This window comes from Brevibacterium antiquum, from assembly GCF_016107655.1.
GTDB classification, from domain to species: Bacteria; Actinomycetota; Actinomycetes; order Actinomycetales; family Brevibacteriaceae; genus Brevibacterium; species Brevibacterium antiquum.
This window is the reverse complement of record NZ_JABASX010000002.1, coordinates 331,134-347,608: the sequence shown is the minus strand read 5'-3', so window position 1 is coordinate 347,608 and position 16,475 is coordinate 331,134. Positions and strand designations below refer to the sequence as shown.

The 16,475-nt window shown below is 63.8% G+C and carries 10 protein-coding genes and 1 tRNA gene; 4 read left to right on the top strand and 7 right to left on the bottom strand.

The annotated features are described in order from the left end of the window. Positions 1–10: 10 nt before the first annotated feature. The 5 genes from JFC13_RS04795 to JFC13_RS04775 all read right to left on the bottom strand — a co-directional run bounded on the left by JFC13_RS04795 (position 11) and on the right by JFC13_RS04775 (position 4,163). Positions 11–910: a dihydrodipicolinate synthase family protein gene (locus JFC13_RS04795; protein WP_198395956.1), complete on the bottom strand. Its 900-nt coding sequence runs from the start codon at positions 908–910 to the stop codon at positions 11–13. 57 nt (positions 911–967) lie between these two features. Then, the gene (locus tag JFC13_RS04790; RefSeq protein ID WP_332839341.1) at positions 968–2,275 is read right to left on the bottom strand and encodes an NAD(P)/FAD-dependent oxidoreductase; all 1,308 of its coding nucleotides are present in this window, start codon (positions 2,273–2,275) and stop codon (positions 968–970) included. Positions 2,276–2,484: 209 nt separating this feature from the next. After that, entirely contained in the window at positions 2,485–3,240 is a 756-nt protein-coding gene (locus JFC13_RS04785) for a GntR family transcriptional regulator (protein ID WP_198395954.1), read from the bottom strand. 56 nt (positions 3,241–3,296) lie between these two features. Next, positions 3,297–3,890: a short chain dehydrogenase gene (locus JFC13_RS04780; protein ID WP_198395953.1), complete on the bottom strand. Its 594-nt coding sequence runs from the start codon at positions 3,888–3,890 to the stop codon at positions 3,297–3,299. Between the two features lie 184 nt (positions 3,891–4,074). After that, positions 4,075–4,163 (bottom strand) — tRNA-Ser (locus JFC13_RS04775). 754 nt (positions 4,164–4,917) lie between these two features. Between JFC13_RS04775 and JFC13_RS04770 the strand changes: the two genes are divergently transcribed. Continuing rightward, on the top strand, positions 4,918–6,783 hold the full coding sequence (locus JFC13_RS04770) for an LCP family protein (RefSeq protein WP_198395952.1): 1,866 nt from the start codon (positions 4,918–4,920) through the stop codon (positions 6,781–6,783). Next, positions 6,780–9,005, top strand: coding sequence for an FAD/NAD(P)-binding protein (locus JFC13_RS04765; RefSeq protein WP_198395951.1), 2,226 nt, complete (start codon positions 6,780–6,782; stop codon positions 9,003–9,005). Before JFC13_RS04770 ends, JFC13_RS04765 begins: the two co-directional genes overlap by 4 nt. Before the next feature lie 298 nt (positions 9,006–9,303). Here JFC13_RS04765 and JFC13_RS19805 read toward each other — a convergent pair whose 3' ends face one another. Next, a complete protein-coding gene (locus JFC13_RS19805) occupies positions 9,304–11,718 on the bottom strand; it encodes a YhgE/Pip family protein (RefSeq protein WP_198395950.1) in 2,415 nt (804 codons plus the stop codon). Then, positions 11,715–14,585 carry an MMPL family transporter gene (locus tag JFC13_RS04755; protein WP_198395949.1) on the bottom strand — a complete coding sequence of 957 codons (2,871 nt, stop codon included), beginning with the start codon at positions 14,583–14,585 and terminating at the stop codon, positions 11,715–11,717. Before JFC13_RS04755 ends, JFC13_RS19805 begins: the two co-directional genes overlap by 4 nt. A 205-nt stretch (positions 14,586–14,790) precedes the next feature. Here JFC13_RS04755 and JFC13_RS04750 point away from each other — a divergent pair, with 205 nt between their 5' ends. Then, a complete protein-coding gene (locus tag JFC13_RS04750; RefSeq protein WP_198395948.1) occupies positions 14,791–15,438 on the top strand; it encodes a TetR/AcrR family transcriptional regulator in 648 nt (215 codons plus the stop codon). A 52-nt stretch (positions 15,439–15,490) separates the two neighbouring features. Then, positions 15,491–16,468: a hypothetical protein gene (locus JFC13_RS04745; RefSeq protein WP_198395947.1), complete on the top strand. Its 978-nt coding sequence runs from the start codon at positions 15,491–15,493 to the stop codon at positions 16,466–16,468. The last annotated feature ends 7 nt before the right edge of the window (positions 16,469–16,475 follow it).

The window sequence follows — 16,475 nt, the reverse complement described above, 5'->3', positions numbered from 1 at the left end:
CGGTTGACGCTCAGGCGACGGTCTCGAGGCCTGCGGCGCTGAGGAGGCCTCGAAGTTCCTCGCGATATTCCGTCGCCAGCGGCAGAATCGGCGCGCGCGTCGGTCCTGCCGGCATCCCGACGAGTTCGACCCCGGTCTTCACTCCGCAGGCATAGCTGTGTGATTCGAGGAAGACACATATGGGGTGAATCTTCTCCCACAGATCCCGCGCTCGCGGCATGTCAGTGTCGATGGCCAACGCGTTGTACAGATCGACACACAGTCGGGGAATGAAGCTGGCTGCTCCCCACACACCTGCATCGGTTCCGAGTGCGAGCGCTGCGAAGGTCAAGGTGTCACAGCCGTTGATAGCTTGGATGTCATCGGACTGGTCGAGATAGACGGAGGTGAACTTCGAGAAGTCGCCGCTGGTGTCCTTGTAGCACGCGACTCCTCCTTCCCGACCAAGTCGGCCGAACTCTTCAGCGCTGACGTCAAGCCCGGTGGCATCCGGAATGTTGTAGAACATGATCGGGATGTCGACGACGCTCGAGACTGCCCGGTAGTGGGCGATGGTCTCCTCGATTGACGGAGTGTCGTAGAAGGGAGGCACGATCATCAGAGCATCGGCGCCTGCTTCTTCGGCATCGCGGCTGAGCTCGATGGTCTCTGCCGTTGAGAGTGCCCCAGTTCCCGCAACCACGGGCACTCTCCCACCTGCCGCTTGAATGTAAGCGCGGTTGCCGGCCTTGCGCTCCGCGACAGTGAGCGCGGTGAATTCTCCGGTCGATCCGCCCGGCACCAATCCGTGGACGCCGTTGGAGATCATATGCTCGACCTGAGCCCCGATACCGGCGATATCGATCTCGCCGCCGTCAGGGCTGAACGGGGTGATGCATGCGGCATAGATGCCGGTGAAGGTGAGTGACATGAGTGTGGCCTTTCAACTGGTGGCTGTCGTTCAACATCGGACGAGGAGCGGGAATGATCAGAATCGCTGCGGTGATATCCGCGCGAGGAGATCGGGACTGAGGGTCGATCTTCTGTCGAGCATGATGTCGGTGAGCACCTTCGCCGAGGCGGGTGCCAGGGTCAGCCCCAACATCGAGTGGCCGGAATTCACAAAGGCGTTCTTCGCCGTGCCCAGCTTGCCGATCACGGGAAGCCCGTCCGGTGTCATCGGCCGCGAGCCAGCCCACGGAGTCTGCTCACCGGTCGGTCCATCACCCCAGTCACGGAACGATTGTCTGGCCGCACGGCGAATGGCTTCGACACGGACGTCGTTGACTTCGTCATCTCGGCTGCCGAATTCCATCGTCCCCGCCAGCCGGAGCATGCCGTTGAGTGGGGTGACTGCGACCCTGGTGTCTTCGAGAGTCAGTGAGGTTCTCAGTCCTATCGGCGCGGGAGAGTAATCGATGCTGTACCCCTTGCCCGAATAGATGGGCAGTCGGCGGCCGAGCTCGCCCAGAAGCGCACCGGTCGGCACGCCTGCGGCGACGACGACGGCATCGGTGGCGATGACCTCTGCGTCGGTGGTGACGATCGCAGTGACAGCGTCACCGCTGCTCACGAAGCTGCGCACGGTCACTCCCTCGCGCACTTTCACACCGATGTCGCCCAACTTCTTCAGCAGTCCGCGGTTCAGCGAGTCGGGTTCGATCTGTCGATCGGTGGGAAAGAACATCCCGTGGCGAATGCGGTCGCTCAGTGCCGGCTCCGCCTCCAGCAAGTCATCGCCGTGGAGTTCTTCCGCGACGTGACCAGCCGTTGCGAATGCCTTCAGGGTCTGAGCGTGTTCTTCGAATCGAGCGGTTGTCTCAAAAGCCAGGAGCACTCCCCGAGCATGCATCTCGAAATCGATGCCCTGGCGCTGATAGTCATCGAAGAGCGCATTCGCGTCTTCTCCCATACGCAGGTGCACGTCGAGACCTGCATCGAAGTCCTTGGCGTTGCAGTGCTGGGCCATCCGGAGCAGAAACTTCAGGTATCCGGGTGCCAGAGACGGTTTGATCGACAGGGGGCTGTCGGGCCTGAGCATCCATCTGACGCCCTGCAGCAGAACACCTGGCCCGGGAACCGGAGTGCTCTCAGCCAGTGCCACTTTCGCCGCGTTGCCATGGGAGGCGCCGGCGCCGCACTTTCCTGATTCGAGAAGCGTGACCTCGCAGCCGGCAGACGCCAATTCATAGGCGCTGGCCAGGCCCACCACTCCACCGCCGACAACGACTACCTTCATACAGGTCTCCCTCAGTGCCGACCGCGACCGACATCGGTCGCGGCTTAAGGATTGTATGACAATCCCTTGGGGATCACGCTACGCACTCGTAGTGATCGCGTCAATGCTCTTCCGCACACAGTTTCCCAAGGGCCTGCGCGCCGGACCGGTTGATGCCCAGTTTGAGCTCTGGGAACAACCAGCCAGTCGGTGAGTCGGTCGGTGAGTCGACCAGCCGGTCGGCGAGTCAGCCGGTCGGTTCAGGAGTCAGTCGGTCGATTCAGGAGTCAGTCGGTCGATTCAGGAGTCAGCAAAGCGAGCTCCTGGGCGCTGTCCATGGTGTGAACGTCCAGGGCTGTGCGAATCTGCGCAGAATCACCCGTGCGGATCGCGCGCATCAGCGCCGCATGGATGGCATGCGCCCGTGCAGGATTCGTCCGGGTGAATTGGTCATAGGCCAAAACGATCGTCATCTGCGCTTCCATCACCGGCCAGATACGCATGAGCAGGTAGTTGTCCGCCGCTTCCCAGATTCCCCGGTGAAATCGCACGTGTGCCTCATGCAGGGCCAAAGGGTCCGATTCTGCAGTGGCCCTCTCGAACGTCTGCCATGCGTCTTCCAGCGCCTCCATCCTCCGGCCGGTCTTGTCGGCAAGGATCTCGCTGATCGCCTCGGTGTCCAGGGCGACCCGGATTCGAGCGATGTCGAGCAGAGAATCGGACTGAATATCGGCTACCCGAAGGCCACGGTAGGCCTCCTGGATCAGAAATCCGTCCCGCGCCATCTGATTGAGTGCCTCGCGAGCGGTCGGACGGCTGACGTCGAGAGAAGAGGTGAGCTCGGCTTCGATGATGCGCTGCCCCGGCCGGATCTCGCCGACCACGATTCGTCGTTTGATCTCATCGACGACGCGCTGCCGGCGCTCCGTATTGGAAGCAGGAGCCTGCGCCGCGCCGCCGGAGGATTTCTGCGGGGCGCCCGAGCTGGGAGCGCTTGCCGGTGTGTGCCCGATATCGTTTTTCGCTGATTCCGATGAGTCCACTCCGGCGCCTCCTGAACGATATCGACTACTGAGTTCGGTCAAATTGCCGGACTGGGTCAGACAGAGATGACCCTGCCGGTGACGTTTCCTTCGACGGAGCGCACGAACGCCGCAGCGACCTGCTCATCGGTCACCGGAACCATCCCCGCGAATGCGTCGTGGAAGTGAGGAGAGTTCGCCAGCACATTCGGGCTGACTGCATTGATACGGATGCCGCGCGGAAGCTCTGGGGCGGCGGAGATGACGAACGATTCGACGGCGCCGTTGACCAATGCGGCCGCAGCTGCCGTCGGCACAGGCTCTCGACTGAGCACACCGGTGGTCACCGTGATCGATCCGCCGTCGTTGAGATAGTCGAGGCCCTGCGTGACGAATTCAACCTGGCCCAGAGCCTTCGACACAAAGGTGCTCATGTAGTCCTCACGCGTGAGCTCGGTGACCGGCTTGAATGCCGCAGAGCCCACCGCCACGACGATGGCATCGATTCGTCCGACAGCTTCGAGCAGCGAGGCAATCGACTCAGGATCCGAGGTGTCGACTCCAGGCTGAGTCGATCGGGACGCCGCAACGACGCTGTGCCCTCGCGCCTCCAACTCGGCTCGAGCAACCCCTCCGACGTGCCCCGCGGCTCCAACCAGCAAGATCTTCATGACACTGACTCCTCGTCGTTGCAGTGAAATACCACTCAGGATTGACTGACAATCCTGAGCTTAGGGGATGACGAGCAATCACACCAGAGATGGGGCACCGCTCACCCCTGACCCTGAAGTGCGAGCAGACGAAAACCCCCGCCTGACCGGTGTTTCACTGGTCAGACGGGGGCTTCCCACAACGCGGAGTCGGAGGGATTTGAACCCTCGGTCCCCAGTTCAAGGGACTTCACCTTAGCAGGGTGACGCTTTCGGCCGCTCAGCCACGACTCCAAATACTGACTCGATACCTCTCCTTTAAGAGAGTGCCGAACCTGCAGTGTGTACTACGGAGAACAGCCTATGCGAAACCAGCGGCGAAGAGCAAAGCGTACCGACAAAGAGTGGCCTTGATCATAATCCGGATAGAGTCGGATCACCGGGAAAACGGGGATGGCGGCCAGGTTCCTCTGCTCGCATACACGCGAATTCCAGCATTCATCAATCTACGGGCGTAAAATCGATCTGAAGTGTTCAGCGGTTTGCTCTCTGTCGGGTTTGGGAACGATGCTACGGAGGTGCCTCCTGCGCTGGCATCGATCATGATGCGCGCCGATAGCCGGCATCGTGAGCACCGCACACAGCACGAGACGTAAACCTACGAGGAGTTAAGAACTTGCCAGAGATTCCCCCTGACAAGCAAGGGCCGAATGGGAACGACCCCAATTCTCGCCCAGCTGGTCACCGTCTCCGCGCTTCTTCTCGTCCTCGATTCCGCGGTGATGCAACAGCCAGTGAGGATGAATCGAGCTCACTTCGTCCGTCATCGAACTCGCAGTCGAAGCCACAGCGGGCCTCCCCACAGTCGCAGAACTCAGCCAGGCAGTCGCAGAACTCAGCCAGACAGTCACAGAACTCAACCAGGTCACAGAATTCGGCCGATGCACGCCGTTCGTCCTCCTCCTCACAGCAGCCGAGCTCCTCGAACAATCAGTCGAAGGCACCGACGCCTCGTCCAGTAGCTCCACGCACTCGCCGCGAAGCACGGATGCTTCGTGCCGCGGGCGCCAGCGGGGCCTCCGCCGCAGGTGTGGCATCTGCCGCCGAGGCCCAGGAACGCAGTGCCAGCACACCGGAGCAGACCGCCTCCGCACCAGAACCAAGACCCGACAACGCCGCCCGGCCCGCCGATGCGCGCAACCGCGGCCCCGCCTCGGCGAGGACATCAGCAGACAGAGTCGCTGACGATGCAAGCGCAGCACCGCGGCGCAGAGACCGCCGAACAGACGAAGCGGCACGCCCCGCCGAGACCTCGCGCGCACGGCGCCATTCCTCGCGGGTCGGAGAAGCCTTCCCCAGCCTCGTCGGCTGGACCTCACTGAGTACCCTGCTGCCAGGCATCGGACTGCTGCGCACACGATTCCGGCCACTGGGCTTCATCCTGCTCGGCGGATTCGTCCTCACCTTCCTCATCGCCCTCGTCTATGTCCTCGTCAAAGGACCGATCCGCGCATTCGGCACCGTCGTCTCAAGTCCGACGATGCTGACCTTCCTCGCGATCATCCTCGCCATCATCGGCGTGATCTGGGTCCTCGCGATCGTGATCTCCCACTTCGGGCTGCGCAAGGGTCACCGCTACGCCCCGTGGCAGAACAAGATGGCCGGCGTGCTCGTCGTCTCGCTCGCACTCATCGTCGGCATTCCCCTCGGCGTCGGTTCGGTCTACGCCCGAGTCCAGGGCAATACGGTCTCCAGCCTGTTCGGCGACAGCACAGGACATGCCAAGAGCGCCGAGGACCTCTGGGCCGACAAACCCTACATCAACGTCTTCCTCATGGGCCGCGACAACGGCGATGACCGTGAGGGCACACGTCCCGACACCATGCTCGTCGCCTCGATCGACACGAAAACCGGCAATACCGCACTGATCTCTGTACCGCGTAATCTCGCGTTCCCGATCTTCCCCGAAGGCAGCGAATTGGACAAGGCCTGGCCCGACGGCTTCCGGCCCACGGGTCAATCGTCGGTCGACCTCATCAACTCCGTCTGGCAATGGGGCGAGCAGAACAAGGACGACATCGGCAACCCCCACGGTCTGGAACCGGGAATGTTCGCCACGATGCAGGCGGTGGAGGGCTCTCTGGGCCTCAACCTCGACTACTGGGCTGCGGTGGACATGGCCGGGTTCGAGGACGTCGTCGATGCCATCGGCGGCGTGAAGATCGACGTCGAACGCCCCATCCCGATGGGCGGCGGCAAGTCGATGTCCGGAGCCGCCAACGAGGTCTACGGCTGGGTCGATCCGGGTCCGCAGACGCTGAGGGGCAAGGACGCACTCTGGTATGTGCGCTCACGTGAAGGCAGTGACAACTACGACCGCATGTGCCGTCAGCAGCGCATGATCAAGACCACCCTCGATCAGGTCGACCCCCGCGAACTCGCCACGGCGTACCCCAAACTCGCGAACTCGGCGACCAAGAACATCGCCACCTCGATTCCGCAGAACGAGGTCCCGGCCTTCATCGAACTTGCGATCTCGATGCAGAAGGGCGACGTCACGACGGTGCAGATCAACAACGACGTCACCCCCACGTACGACCCCGACTTCGACGTCCTCCACAAGTGGATCCTCGGCGAGGTCAAGGGCGCGTCCAAGGGTGAGGAGACGCCCAAGCCGACCAATACTGCAGCCCCGGAAGAGAAGAAGGACACCGCAGAGGAGGAGCCCACGGAAGGGGCCCCCGACGAGGAGGCAGCGTCCGAGGAGGCACCCGCCGGAGAAGAGGGCGGTGAGCCCACCGAGACCACGAAGCCCGGCGAGCCCAACGCCGAAGGCAAGTGCTACCCGAAGGGGTTCAAGCCCGGCGACGACTTCCCCGGCTACCCAGGCCCGGGAGCCGGAGATGAAGGGTGACGACTTCCTCGCCACAGTCGGGAGCCGGAAGCCCATCTGAGGTTCACTCACCCGCTGCAGACGGTCCAGACGCGCAGGCCCATTCGGTGGCGATCATCGGCGCCGGTCCGCGCGGGCTCTCGGTCCTCGAGAGACTCGTCGCCCTCGCCGCCGAACGATTCTCGGGCGCAGATACACCGCCCACGGTCGTCATCCACCTCATCGATCCCTATCCTCCGGGTGCGGGAATCGTCTGGCGCACGGATCAGCCCGAGTCCCTGCTGATGAACACGACGATCGCCGAGCAGACGATCTTCCCCGATGCCAGCTGTTCGTTCGTCTCCCCGAATGGCGCCTCCGATCGGTTCGGTCCGAACATGGCACAGTGGTATCGAGATGAGGGCGGAACGGACCCCGTCGATGCCACGTTCCCCAGCCGGACTCTCTACGGCCGCTATCTGCGCGACTCCTATGCACGCATCCGCGACACGGCACCTGACTTCGTCACGATCGTCGAACACCCGACCACAGTCGAATCGGTCATCGATCTCCCGCCCGTCGAGCCTTTGGGCCACACGTCCACGGACCCTGAAACCGTGCCGCCGCAGCTGGTCCGCTGCGAGGACGGAACCGCCATCATCGCCTCGGCCGTCGTCCTCGCGGTCGGCCACATCCCCAGCGCGCAGACCGAGGAACGTGCCCGGCTCGCGGCCTTCGCACAGCGCACCGGCGGACTCTACATCCCTCAGGGTCTGCCGGCTGAAGCTCCCCTCGCCGAGGTGGCACCCGGCAACCGTGTCATCGTCCGCGGCATGGGTCTGAACTACTTCGACCTGCAGACACTGTTCACGCATGAACGTGGAGGCCGCTTCGACCCGGATCCCGACATCGCGGGCGAGCTGCGCTATGTGCGCAGCGGTGAGGAGCCTCGCCTGCTGCTCGGCTCACGCCGCGGCGTCCCCTACCGCAGCAAGCCCATCTGCCAGGCCCACCCGCGATCACCGTGGCCTCTGCGTTACTTCACGCGGGAGAACATCGCACTGCTGGCCGGCCTCGACGACCTCGACGGTGACCGAAAAGCGGGAGCACGTTTCAACGACCAGCTGTGGCCGCTCATCCTCGCCGACCTTCGTCTCGCCTACTACAGCACCCTGTCCCGGATCCGTCCCGAGGCGTTCGCCGGTGACCCTGGTCAGCTCCGTGAGGCCATCGCCGAGGCGGTGTCCCGACACCTGACCAGGCGCACCTGGCAGGAGACCCACCCGGAGGCACACGAGTCCACCGACTTACACGCTGGGAACACTGACGCCGCTGCGAAGTCGCGCCAGCACGAAGCCGCCGAGGCTGCGCGCCAGGGCCGTGTCACCCGCGAGGCCTTCGCCTGGTCGGAGATCGAGGAGAGCCTCGTCCCCGACCCCGCTCACCGCATGTCACTGCACGAGCTGCTCAACCCGCTCGAGGGGCGAGAGTTCGATAGCCGAGGCCCCAGGGAGGAGAACTCCCTGCACGAGTGGATGCTCGACTTCCTCCGCGCCGACCTCCACGATTCGCTTGCCGGCCCCGAGGGCAGTGCCGAGAAGTCGCTGTTCACCGTGCTCTGGCAGTCTCGGCTGCTGCTCAAAGAGCTCATCGTGGCAGGCCACATCGACCGGGTCAGCATCGACATGGAGATCTGCGGTTGGTTCGAAAGCTTCGTCTCCGGCATCTGCGACGGTCCTCCCCCGCAGCGCATCGCTGAGCTTCTCGCCCTGGCCGAAGCCGGCCTCGTCGAGTTCATCGGCCCGGACATGCGCATTGAGGCGAATCCCGATGTCTCTGCACCTGCACACGGGAGGCCCGCGGTTACGGGCGGGGACCCGCTGCCGCAGATCTTCACAGTCACCTCGGCGCAGGTCGCGGGTGGCATCACGGGCAGCGTCGTCATCGATGCTGCATCACCGACGAACGCGGTGTCCCGGGCCGCCGATGTGCTGGTGCACGGGATGGTCGAACGCGGCCAACTCACGCCCGCCCGTCTGACCTTGGACGACGGTCGTGAGAAGTTCCTCAACGGACTGTCGCTCACGCCGCGGCCCTACCGCACGATCGATGTCGAAGGCACCGTGCACCCCCGCCGTTTCGCGCTGTCCATTCAGCTCTCCTCCGTCCAGTGGGGTCTGGCGATCGCCGCGAATCCCCAGACGAACGCAGCAACACTGAACGACTCCAACGCCGCAGCCACCGCCATTCTCGACCTCATCTGAGGGGTCCGCTGGGCGCGGGTCTCCGAACGCTCTGCTGCGGCGCATGGCGCGAGTTCCCGAGGCTGAGGTGCGGGGCTGAGCTCCCCGAGATGTCCACAGAGGCGGGTGGCGCTGCGCGGCTGAGTACTCTGAGTCAGACTGAGCTGGTTGCAACCAACTCAGTCTGACTTCGACGATAGAACTCCGCAGCCTGTGGTCCGCCGCGATCCCCAGACGGGAATCAGGCGACGCAGGCAGTCGGGAGAACGCTGATGGCTAGGTCGAAGTGAGTCTCACCCACGCAGGTCTCCCCTACTCCCTATGCGTCGGCCATCTCGAGGGCGGCTTCGGGCTTCGTGGTCCTGGCTCGCACGATCGCGAGCAGGGACATCACGACTCCGATGATCGCCCAGGCCAGCAGGCCACCATAGGCGGCCCCCACGCCCGTGGTTCCGGCGGTGATCGCGGCGAAGCCGTTCATCGCCGGCGTCAGCGGCAGGATCGGGGCAAGGAAGTCGAAGAAGCCGGGCACCGCGCCGATCGTTCGTCCGGCAACTGCGAGGACCACAGCGATCACCGACAGGAACCTGCCGACGCCGCCGAACCACGCCACCAAGGCGAAGTTGAGCACCATGAACACCAGCGCGGAGACGAACGTCAGGACCGCGATGTCGAAGCCTTGGACGGCACCGATGTCCAACACGCTCACCGCCAGGATCGACAGCACAAGGGCCTGCAGCAATCCTACGATCACGCCTGGCACCAATCCACGCAGCCAGACTGCCGCTGAGGACTTCGTCGAGAGCAGGGTCGAGGCCGGGATCGGCTTGAGCACCGTGTAGGTGACGAGTCCGCCGACCCACAAGGCGAGCATGATGAGCAGCGCGAGCGTCGACCCCTGCAGCGCATCGCCCGCTTCGGAGGAACTCGGCGCCTTGATGTTCTGAGAGGCGACGGTGGAGAGCTTGTCACGCTCCGGGGCCGAATAGGTGGGGACTTCGTCCGCGCCCTTCTTCACACCATCGGCAAACTTGCCGACGCCTTGCGAATACTTGTCTGTGCCCTCGGACAGGGTATCCAATCCGTTCGCAAGGTCAGAGGTGCCGGTTGCGGCGGTGGAGACTCCGGTCGTGTACTTGTCGAGTCCGGTGGAGAACTCACCGAGTCCATCGGAGAGCTGTCCTGCACCGTCGTCGAGTTCGCTCGAGCCATCTGCGACCTTGGCGATGCCGTCACTCAGCTCCGGCATACCGTCGGCGAGCTTCTGATTGCCTTCGGCGACACCGGAGGCCCCCTCACGCAGCCCCTTCGAGGCCTCGAGCAGCTTCGGAGCATTCTTCGAGATGTCCTCCATGCCCTTGGTGAGTTCGCCGAGGCCGTCTTCCAGGCCCTTGACGAACTTGCTCATGCCGTCGCTGAGCTCATCGGCACCATCGGCGAGCTTGTCCGCGCCGCCGAGCAGCGACTGCCCGTCCTTCTTCTGTTCCAGACCGTCGACGGCGCTGTTCAGCCCGCCCGAGGTGCCGTTGAGGAGCCCCTGAGCGTAGGCCTTCTCGATGCCGGCGCACACCTCATCCGGTGTGCCGGCAGGGCACATCTGAGCACGTGCCTGATCGGCCTCGTCCTGGGTCATCATGCCCGCCGAAACGAGGTCGTCGAGACCGGTCACGGTTCCGCTCTTGGCGAGCTGATCGGCCTGGTCAGCACCGTCCTGGAGACCGTCGCGGTACTTCCCGAGCCCCGAGGACAGACCCTCGGCACCTTCGGAGACTCCCTTGGCACCCTTGTCGAGGTCCTTGCCGCCCTTGACGAGGTCGTCGATTCCGCCTTTGCCCTCACCAGAACCCGAGTCACCGGAACCGGCGAAGCCCTTGATGATCTGGTCGATCGACTTCGTGTACTTATCGACTCCACCGGAGAGCTCCCCTGCGCCGTCGGCCAGCTTCTGCGTGCTGTCGGGCAGGTCCGCTGTCGACTTCTTCATGTCCTGCAGACCGCCCGAGAGCTCGGAGGTGCCCTTCGACAGTTCACCAGCACCCTTGGACAGGTCCCCGGCGCCCTTGTTGAGTTCAGATCCTGAGGAGTCGAGCTTCTCCATGCCGTCGGAGAGTTCGCCCGCACCGCTTGCGGACTTCTTCGTCCCCTTCGCCAGATCCTCGCCGCCGTCATCGAGTTCTCCTGCGGCGTCCCCGAGGTCCTTCATCTGATCACCCATGTCGTTGAAGCCGACATAGATGTTGTCGAGATAGGTCTCGGTCATCTTCGTGTTGAAGGTTGTCCGCGCCACTCCGGCAACGGACTGCGCGATCTGGGTGTCGGCGGCCGGAGCCACCCCGGAGACATCGACGTCGAGCTGCGTCTGAGTTGCGGACTTGGCGTCACTGACCGAGGTCACAGCCCTGGAGAAGCCCTCGGGGATGGTCAGGGTCGCAGCGTAGGTCCCATCGGACATGCCCTTCTTCGCATCGTCTGCATCGGTGATGACCCAATGGATGTTCTTGTCCTCTTCGCCCACGAGCCCACTGGTCAGCTGCCGGCCGATCGGCACGGTCTCACCATCGACCTCGGCGCCGTCATCGTTGTTGACGATCGCGGCCTCGATCGTATCGAGGCGGTCGGTGCTGTTGTACGTGGCCAAAATGAATCCAGCGGCCACGATGATCGGGATGAGCACCAGGCCGAAGAGGGACAGCCAGGTCACGGGCCGTTTCGAGTTCGCACGTTCGAGTCTCACGACTGCACGCCTTCCATTTCGCTGCGACCGGCTGCGTGGGCTTGCACGCCGCCGTTGTCATTATCGGTTCCACGCTCAGCCTCGGGCTGGGCCTCGTCGAGGTCGAGGTGGAAGTAGTTCGTATTCGGGGACAGGATCCCGGTGACGTCGCCGCCTGGCAGGCCCAGCACGATTGCCGTGCCCTCGGCCTGCAGATCATAGACAAGATCGCGCAGATCGCGACCGTCCCGGCCACTTTCGCCGGCCAGTGCGCCCGCTTCGCTGATGATGAGCAGATCCGGCGCCGAGGTGCGCAGCTGTGAGAGCTCGCGTGCTCCTGGCACCTTCCCCGGCCCGTTCTTATCGAGGTCGAAGTACGGAACACGACGACGGACCCGTCCCGCATGTTCGGGCAGGACCATGTCGCCGATCTTCATCTCACCGGCGGTCAGCCCGACGCGACCGGAGAGGGCGAGCAGAAGTGCTTTGCGGGCTTGGCCGCTGGCGACGAGGATCTGGCCCGGTGAGAGCGAGATGTCGACCTGGGCGAATCCGCGTCGACCCGAGCGCACAGCGATGCCGCGGCCGTAGATCCGGTAGTCGGAGTTCGGTTCCGGCCAGTCCCGCAGAGCCACCTCGTGGGCCAGGCCCTCTCCTTCGACATCGAGTCGGGGCAGGATGCGGTCGAGCCATTTCGGCAGCCACCAGGCCTTGTCGCCGAGCATCTGCATGATGGCAGGCACCAGGGACATGCGCACCAGGAAGGCGTCGACGAAGATGCCGGAGGCCAAGGCGAGTGCGATGGACTTGATGATCGGCTCGCCTGCGGGAACGAAGGCGGCGAAGACGGAGAACATGATGATCGCCGCGGCCGAGACCACTCGGGCAGAGGAGGCGAAGCCGGTCTTGATCGCGTCCCTGGCTGTGGCCCCGTGGACATAGGCCTCGCGCATTCCGGAGACGAGGAACACCTCGTAGTCCATGGCGAGTCCGAAGAGGATGCCCATGAGGATGATCGGCAGGAAGCTGATCACCGGCCCTGTCGAGTCGATGCCCAGCGGACCGGCGAAGAGTCCGTCGTGGAAGACGAGGACCACCGTGCCGAAGGAGGCGAAGACGGACAGGAGGAAGCCGCCGGTGGCCTTGATCGGCACCCAGATCGAACGGAAGACCATCATGAGCAGGATGATCGAGAGTCCGACGACGAAGATGCCGAAGGGCACCAGCGCCTTGCCGAGCTGGTCGGAGACGTCGATCTGGATCGCCGTGGCGCCGGTGACTGCGGTTTCGAAACCGTCCTCGTCCTCGATGTCCGCGCTCAGGTCGCGGAGCCGGTCGACGGTGTCGAGAGTCGCCGGATCTTCGGAGCTCGTGGTGGGGATGATCTGGAACAGAGCGGTCGTCGCATCCCGGTTCGGGGTGGCGAGGACGACCTGGTCGACGCCGTCGACGTCTTCGATCTCGTTCTCGATCTTCTCGACGTCATCGAGGGGGTCATCGGAGGTCACGATCTCGCTGGTCATCACCAGCGGTCCGTTGAAGCCGGGCCCGAAGTGCTTGTCGATGAGGTCGTAGGTGGTTCGAGCGGGGGTGCCCTCCTCCTGGCTGCCTGCGGTCGGCAGGGAGAGCTGGAGGTTGGAGGCGGGGATCGCGAACAGTGCGAGGCCACCGACGATGATCACGACCGTCAGCAGTGGAATCTTCGTCACCACGCGCAGCCAACCGGCGAAGAACTTGTTCATGATCGTCTTCGGGTACGGTTCACCGGCCTCAGCTTCCGCCTCGGCGGCAATGGATGACCGGGGGACGGAGTCGTCCGCCTTCTTCTGGGCGGTTGCGAACGCCCGACGGTAGCGCTTCGTCGGCTTGGGGGTGATCTTCTCCTTGACCAGTCCCAGCAAGGCGGGAACCATCGTCAGGGAGATCAACACGGCGATGACGACGGAGCCGGAGGCGCCGATGCCCATGACGGTGAGGAACGGGATACCAGCCAGGGACAGGCCGAGCAGCGCGATCATCACGGTCATGCCCGCGAAGACGACGGCCGATCCGGCGGTGGCGACGGCCCGTCCTGTGGCCTCGAGCGGATCGTGGCCCTCGGCCAGGAGTGCCCGGGCTCTGGAGACGATGAACAGCGCATAGTCGATGCCGACCGCCAGGCCCAACATCAGCGCCAACATGATCGATGAGGAGTTGACCGCGCCGAAGGCCGTGGATCCCACGACCAGGAGAACGGAGATGCCGACGCCGATGAGGGCCGTGATCAGGGGCATGCCCGCTGCGCGGAAGGAACCAAGGGTGAGCAGCAGAACGATGAAGGCGATGACGACGCCGATGCCTTCGACCCAGGAGATCGCCACACCGGTGATCTGGAAGAGTTCACCGCCGCCTTCGACCTGGGAGCCGTCCGGCAGGGCGTCGCGGAGCGGATCCAGTTCCTCGAGCAGCTGGTCTGGGGCCGCTTCGCCGACCTCCTGCTGGGTGCCGTCGTACTGTACGGAGATCATTGCGGCGGATTCGTCGGCGCTGATGGCGCCTTCGACCAAGTCGTCGAAGGGCGAGGTCACGGCATCGACGTGCGGGAGGTCTTCGAGCCGATCGACTTCCTTCTCGATCTCATCCTTGTACGTGGAGTCCTCAACCGAGTCACCATCGGCGGCGACGACGATGACGGACGCCGCGACGCCCGAGGCTTCGGGGAAGGTCGCCCTCATCGAGTCGAGTGCGACCTGGGCTTCGGACCCGGGGAGGGTGAAGTCGTCGTCGAAGTCCTTCGCGAATGCTGCCACACCGGCACCGACGAGTCCGAAGATCACCAACCACAGAGCGATGAATCGGATGGGAGTGCGATAGGCACGACGGCCCAGGGCGTACAGGAATGTTGACACGAAGACCTCGATACAAAAGTGTATTGGATACAGTACTGTATTGTTGTTGACTCAGTGCCCTCAGCGCAAATGCATCAGGAGTTTCTTGAAGATTCTCATCGGATGCCCAGGCCGATACCGGCGCGCATTGGCCCCACCAGCACCGCCCCCGCGACAGCAACACCGCCACACCAGCAAAGCGACCGCCACGACGATGAAATGTTCGATGAATACAGACAATCTCAGCGCCCGCAGACGGCAGACCCGATCCACCTTGGTGGAGGCGGGCGTGTCCGTCTTCGCCGTCAAGGGCATCGATGGGGCTTCGATCGAGGAGATCTGCGAGGCCGCCGGGTTCACTCGGGGAGCGTTCTACTCGAACTTCTCCAGCCGCGACGATCTGGTTCTGGCCACGATCGAACAGCGCACCTCCCACGACCTGGACATGCTCGACGCCAGCATCGAACGCTGGCGCGATCGCCTCAACTCCAGTCGCCCCGAAGACATCGAAGGCTTCCTCCGGGAGTTCATCGACGACACCTTCAGCCAGAAGAGGGCCACCGCCGCCGAGGTGATCGCTGAGCATGAGATCCAGTTGTACTGTCTGCGTACGCCTGGCCTCTACCCCAGGTACGAAGAGCTGCACTCTTTCCAAGGACAGCGGATCCTATCGCTGATCGAAAATGCCATCGACTTCGCGGAAGCCGCCTCGACGATTCCGCTCAAGGACCTCATCGAAGCGCTCACCGCCGTCCACTCGCAGTCATCTCTGCGTGCAGCTGCCGGGAAAAGACTTCACGAGGTCGTCGAGATCGACTCGACGCAGATGGTGCGGATCCTCAGTCGACTGCTCGACTTCTCGCAGAAGGCCTAGGCTCGCCACCGCGAACGCCCAGGACCGGCACCAAGGCACTAAAGTGGTGGCCGTGAATGAACTACAGCGCGAATATTACGCCTTCATCAACAACATGGATGTCCGCCTCGGCGCCTTCGTCCTCGCCGACCTGCCCGAGACCTTCGACAAGGAAGACGGGGAGACGGTGCCGTTCCCCAAGGACTTCGGTCCCAAGTCTCTGCCGATGCTCGAGTTCTTCGTCCTCTCCCAATTCTCCTCCCCCGACGAGGTGATCGACCCGGAGAACCGCAGATTCGTCGAGGGCCTCATCCGCTACCTCGGCGAGACCTATCTCCGTGCGATCGGCGGAGCCTGGGATCACGACGAGGAGACCGGAAACGGGATGCCCTTCATCCGCCCGGACACCGAAGAGGGTCCGCTGAAGGGTGAGCCCATTCCCATCCTGGCGATCATCCTCGCCGCTGTCGATGCCCGGACCGCCGAGGTCTTCACGGCTGTCCTGACCAAGGCCCGCGAGAACCTCGGCGGTGACGGCGAGCCGAAGCGCAGCTGCACCGGCCTGGCGATGGGGATGCTCACCGCTGAGAACTCCAGCGAGGAAGAGGTCGAGTTCCTCTCCCGCTTCATCGGCACCGTGGAACCGGGCATCGCCGCCTGGACCCAGGAGCAGGCCGATCCGTCCTCATGGGAATTCGGGCGCGAGGCGCTGATCCGGCTGGGTAAGCAGCTCAAGGCCCGCTACGATTCCCGCGATGAGATGATGACGGAAGACGAGACTGAGTTCGTCGCCGGAGCGATGCGCTTCATCGGCGAGTCCATCCGGCGGATCGGTTTCGGACAGTGGCGCTACGGTGCGAACCTCGAGGCCGATGACCCCCGCAGCAGGCAGCCATTCATCCGTTTCCGAGTCGGCGATCAGAACCTCGACATGGTGCCGTGGCGCCTGGCTCAGACGGCGCTCGATGATTCGAACTCGATCGCCTCCGGCCTCGACACGATCATCTCGATGCGCGAAGAAGAGGCATCAAGCGAAGCCGCTGATGCCTGACGCTCGT

Bases quoted from the DNA above. Each gene is read 5' to 3' on its own strand.
- JFC13_RS04750 (WP_198395948.1), top strand. From the start codon at position 14,791: ATGAATACAGACAATCTCAGCGCCCGCAGACGGCAGACCCGATCCACC.
- JFC13_RS04770 (WP_198395952.1), top strand. From the start codon at position 4,918: ATGCTTCGTGCCGCGGGCGCCAGCGGGGCCTCCGCCGCAGGTGTGGCA.
- JFC13_RS04795 (WP_198395956.1), bottom strand. From the start codon at position 910: ATGTCACTCACCTTCACCGGCATCTATGCCGCATGCATCACCCCGTTC.
- JFC13_RS04780 (WP_198395953.1), bottom strand. From the start codon at position 3,890: ATGAAGATCTTGCTGGTTGGAGCCGCGGGGCACGTCGGAGGGGTTGCT.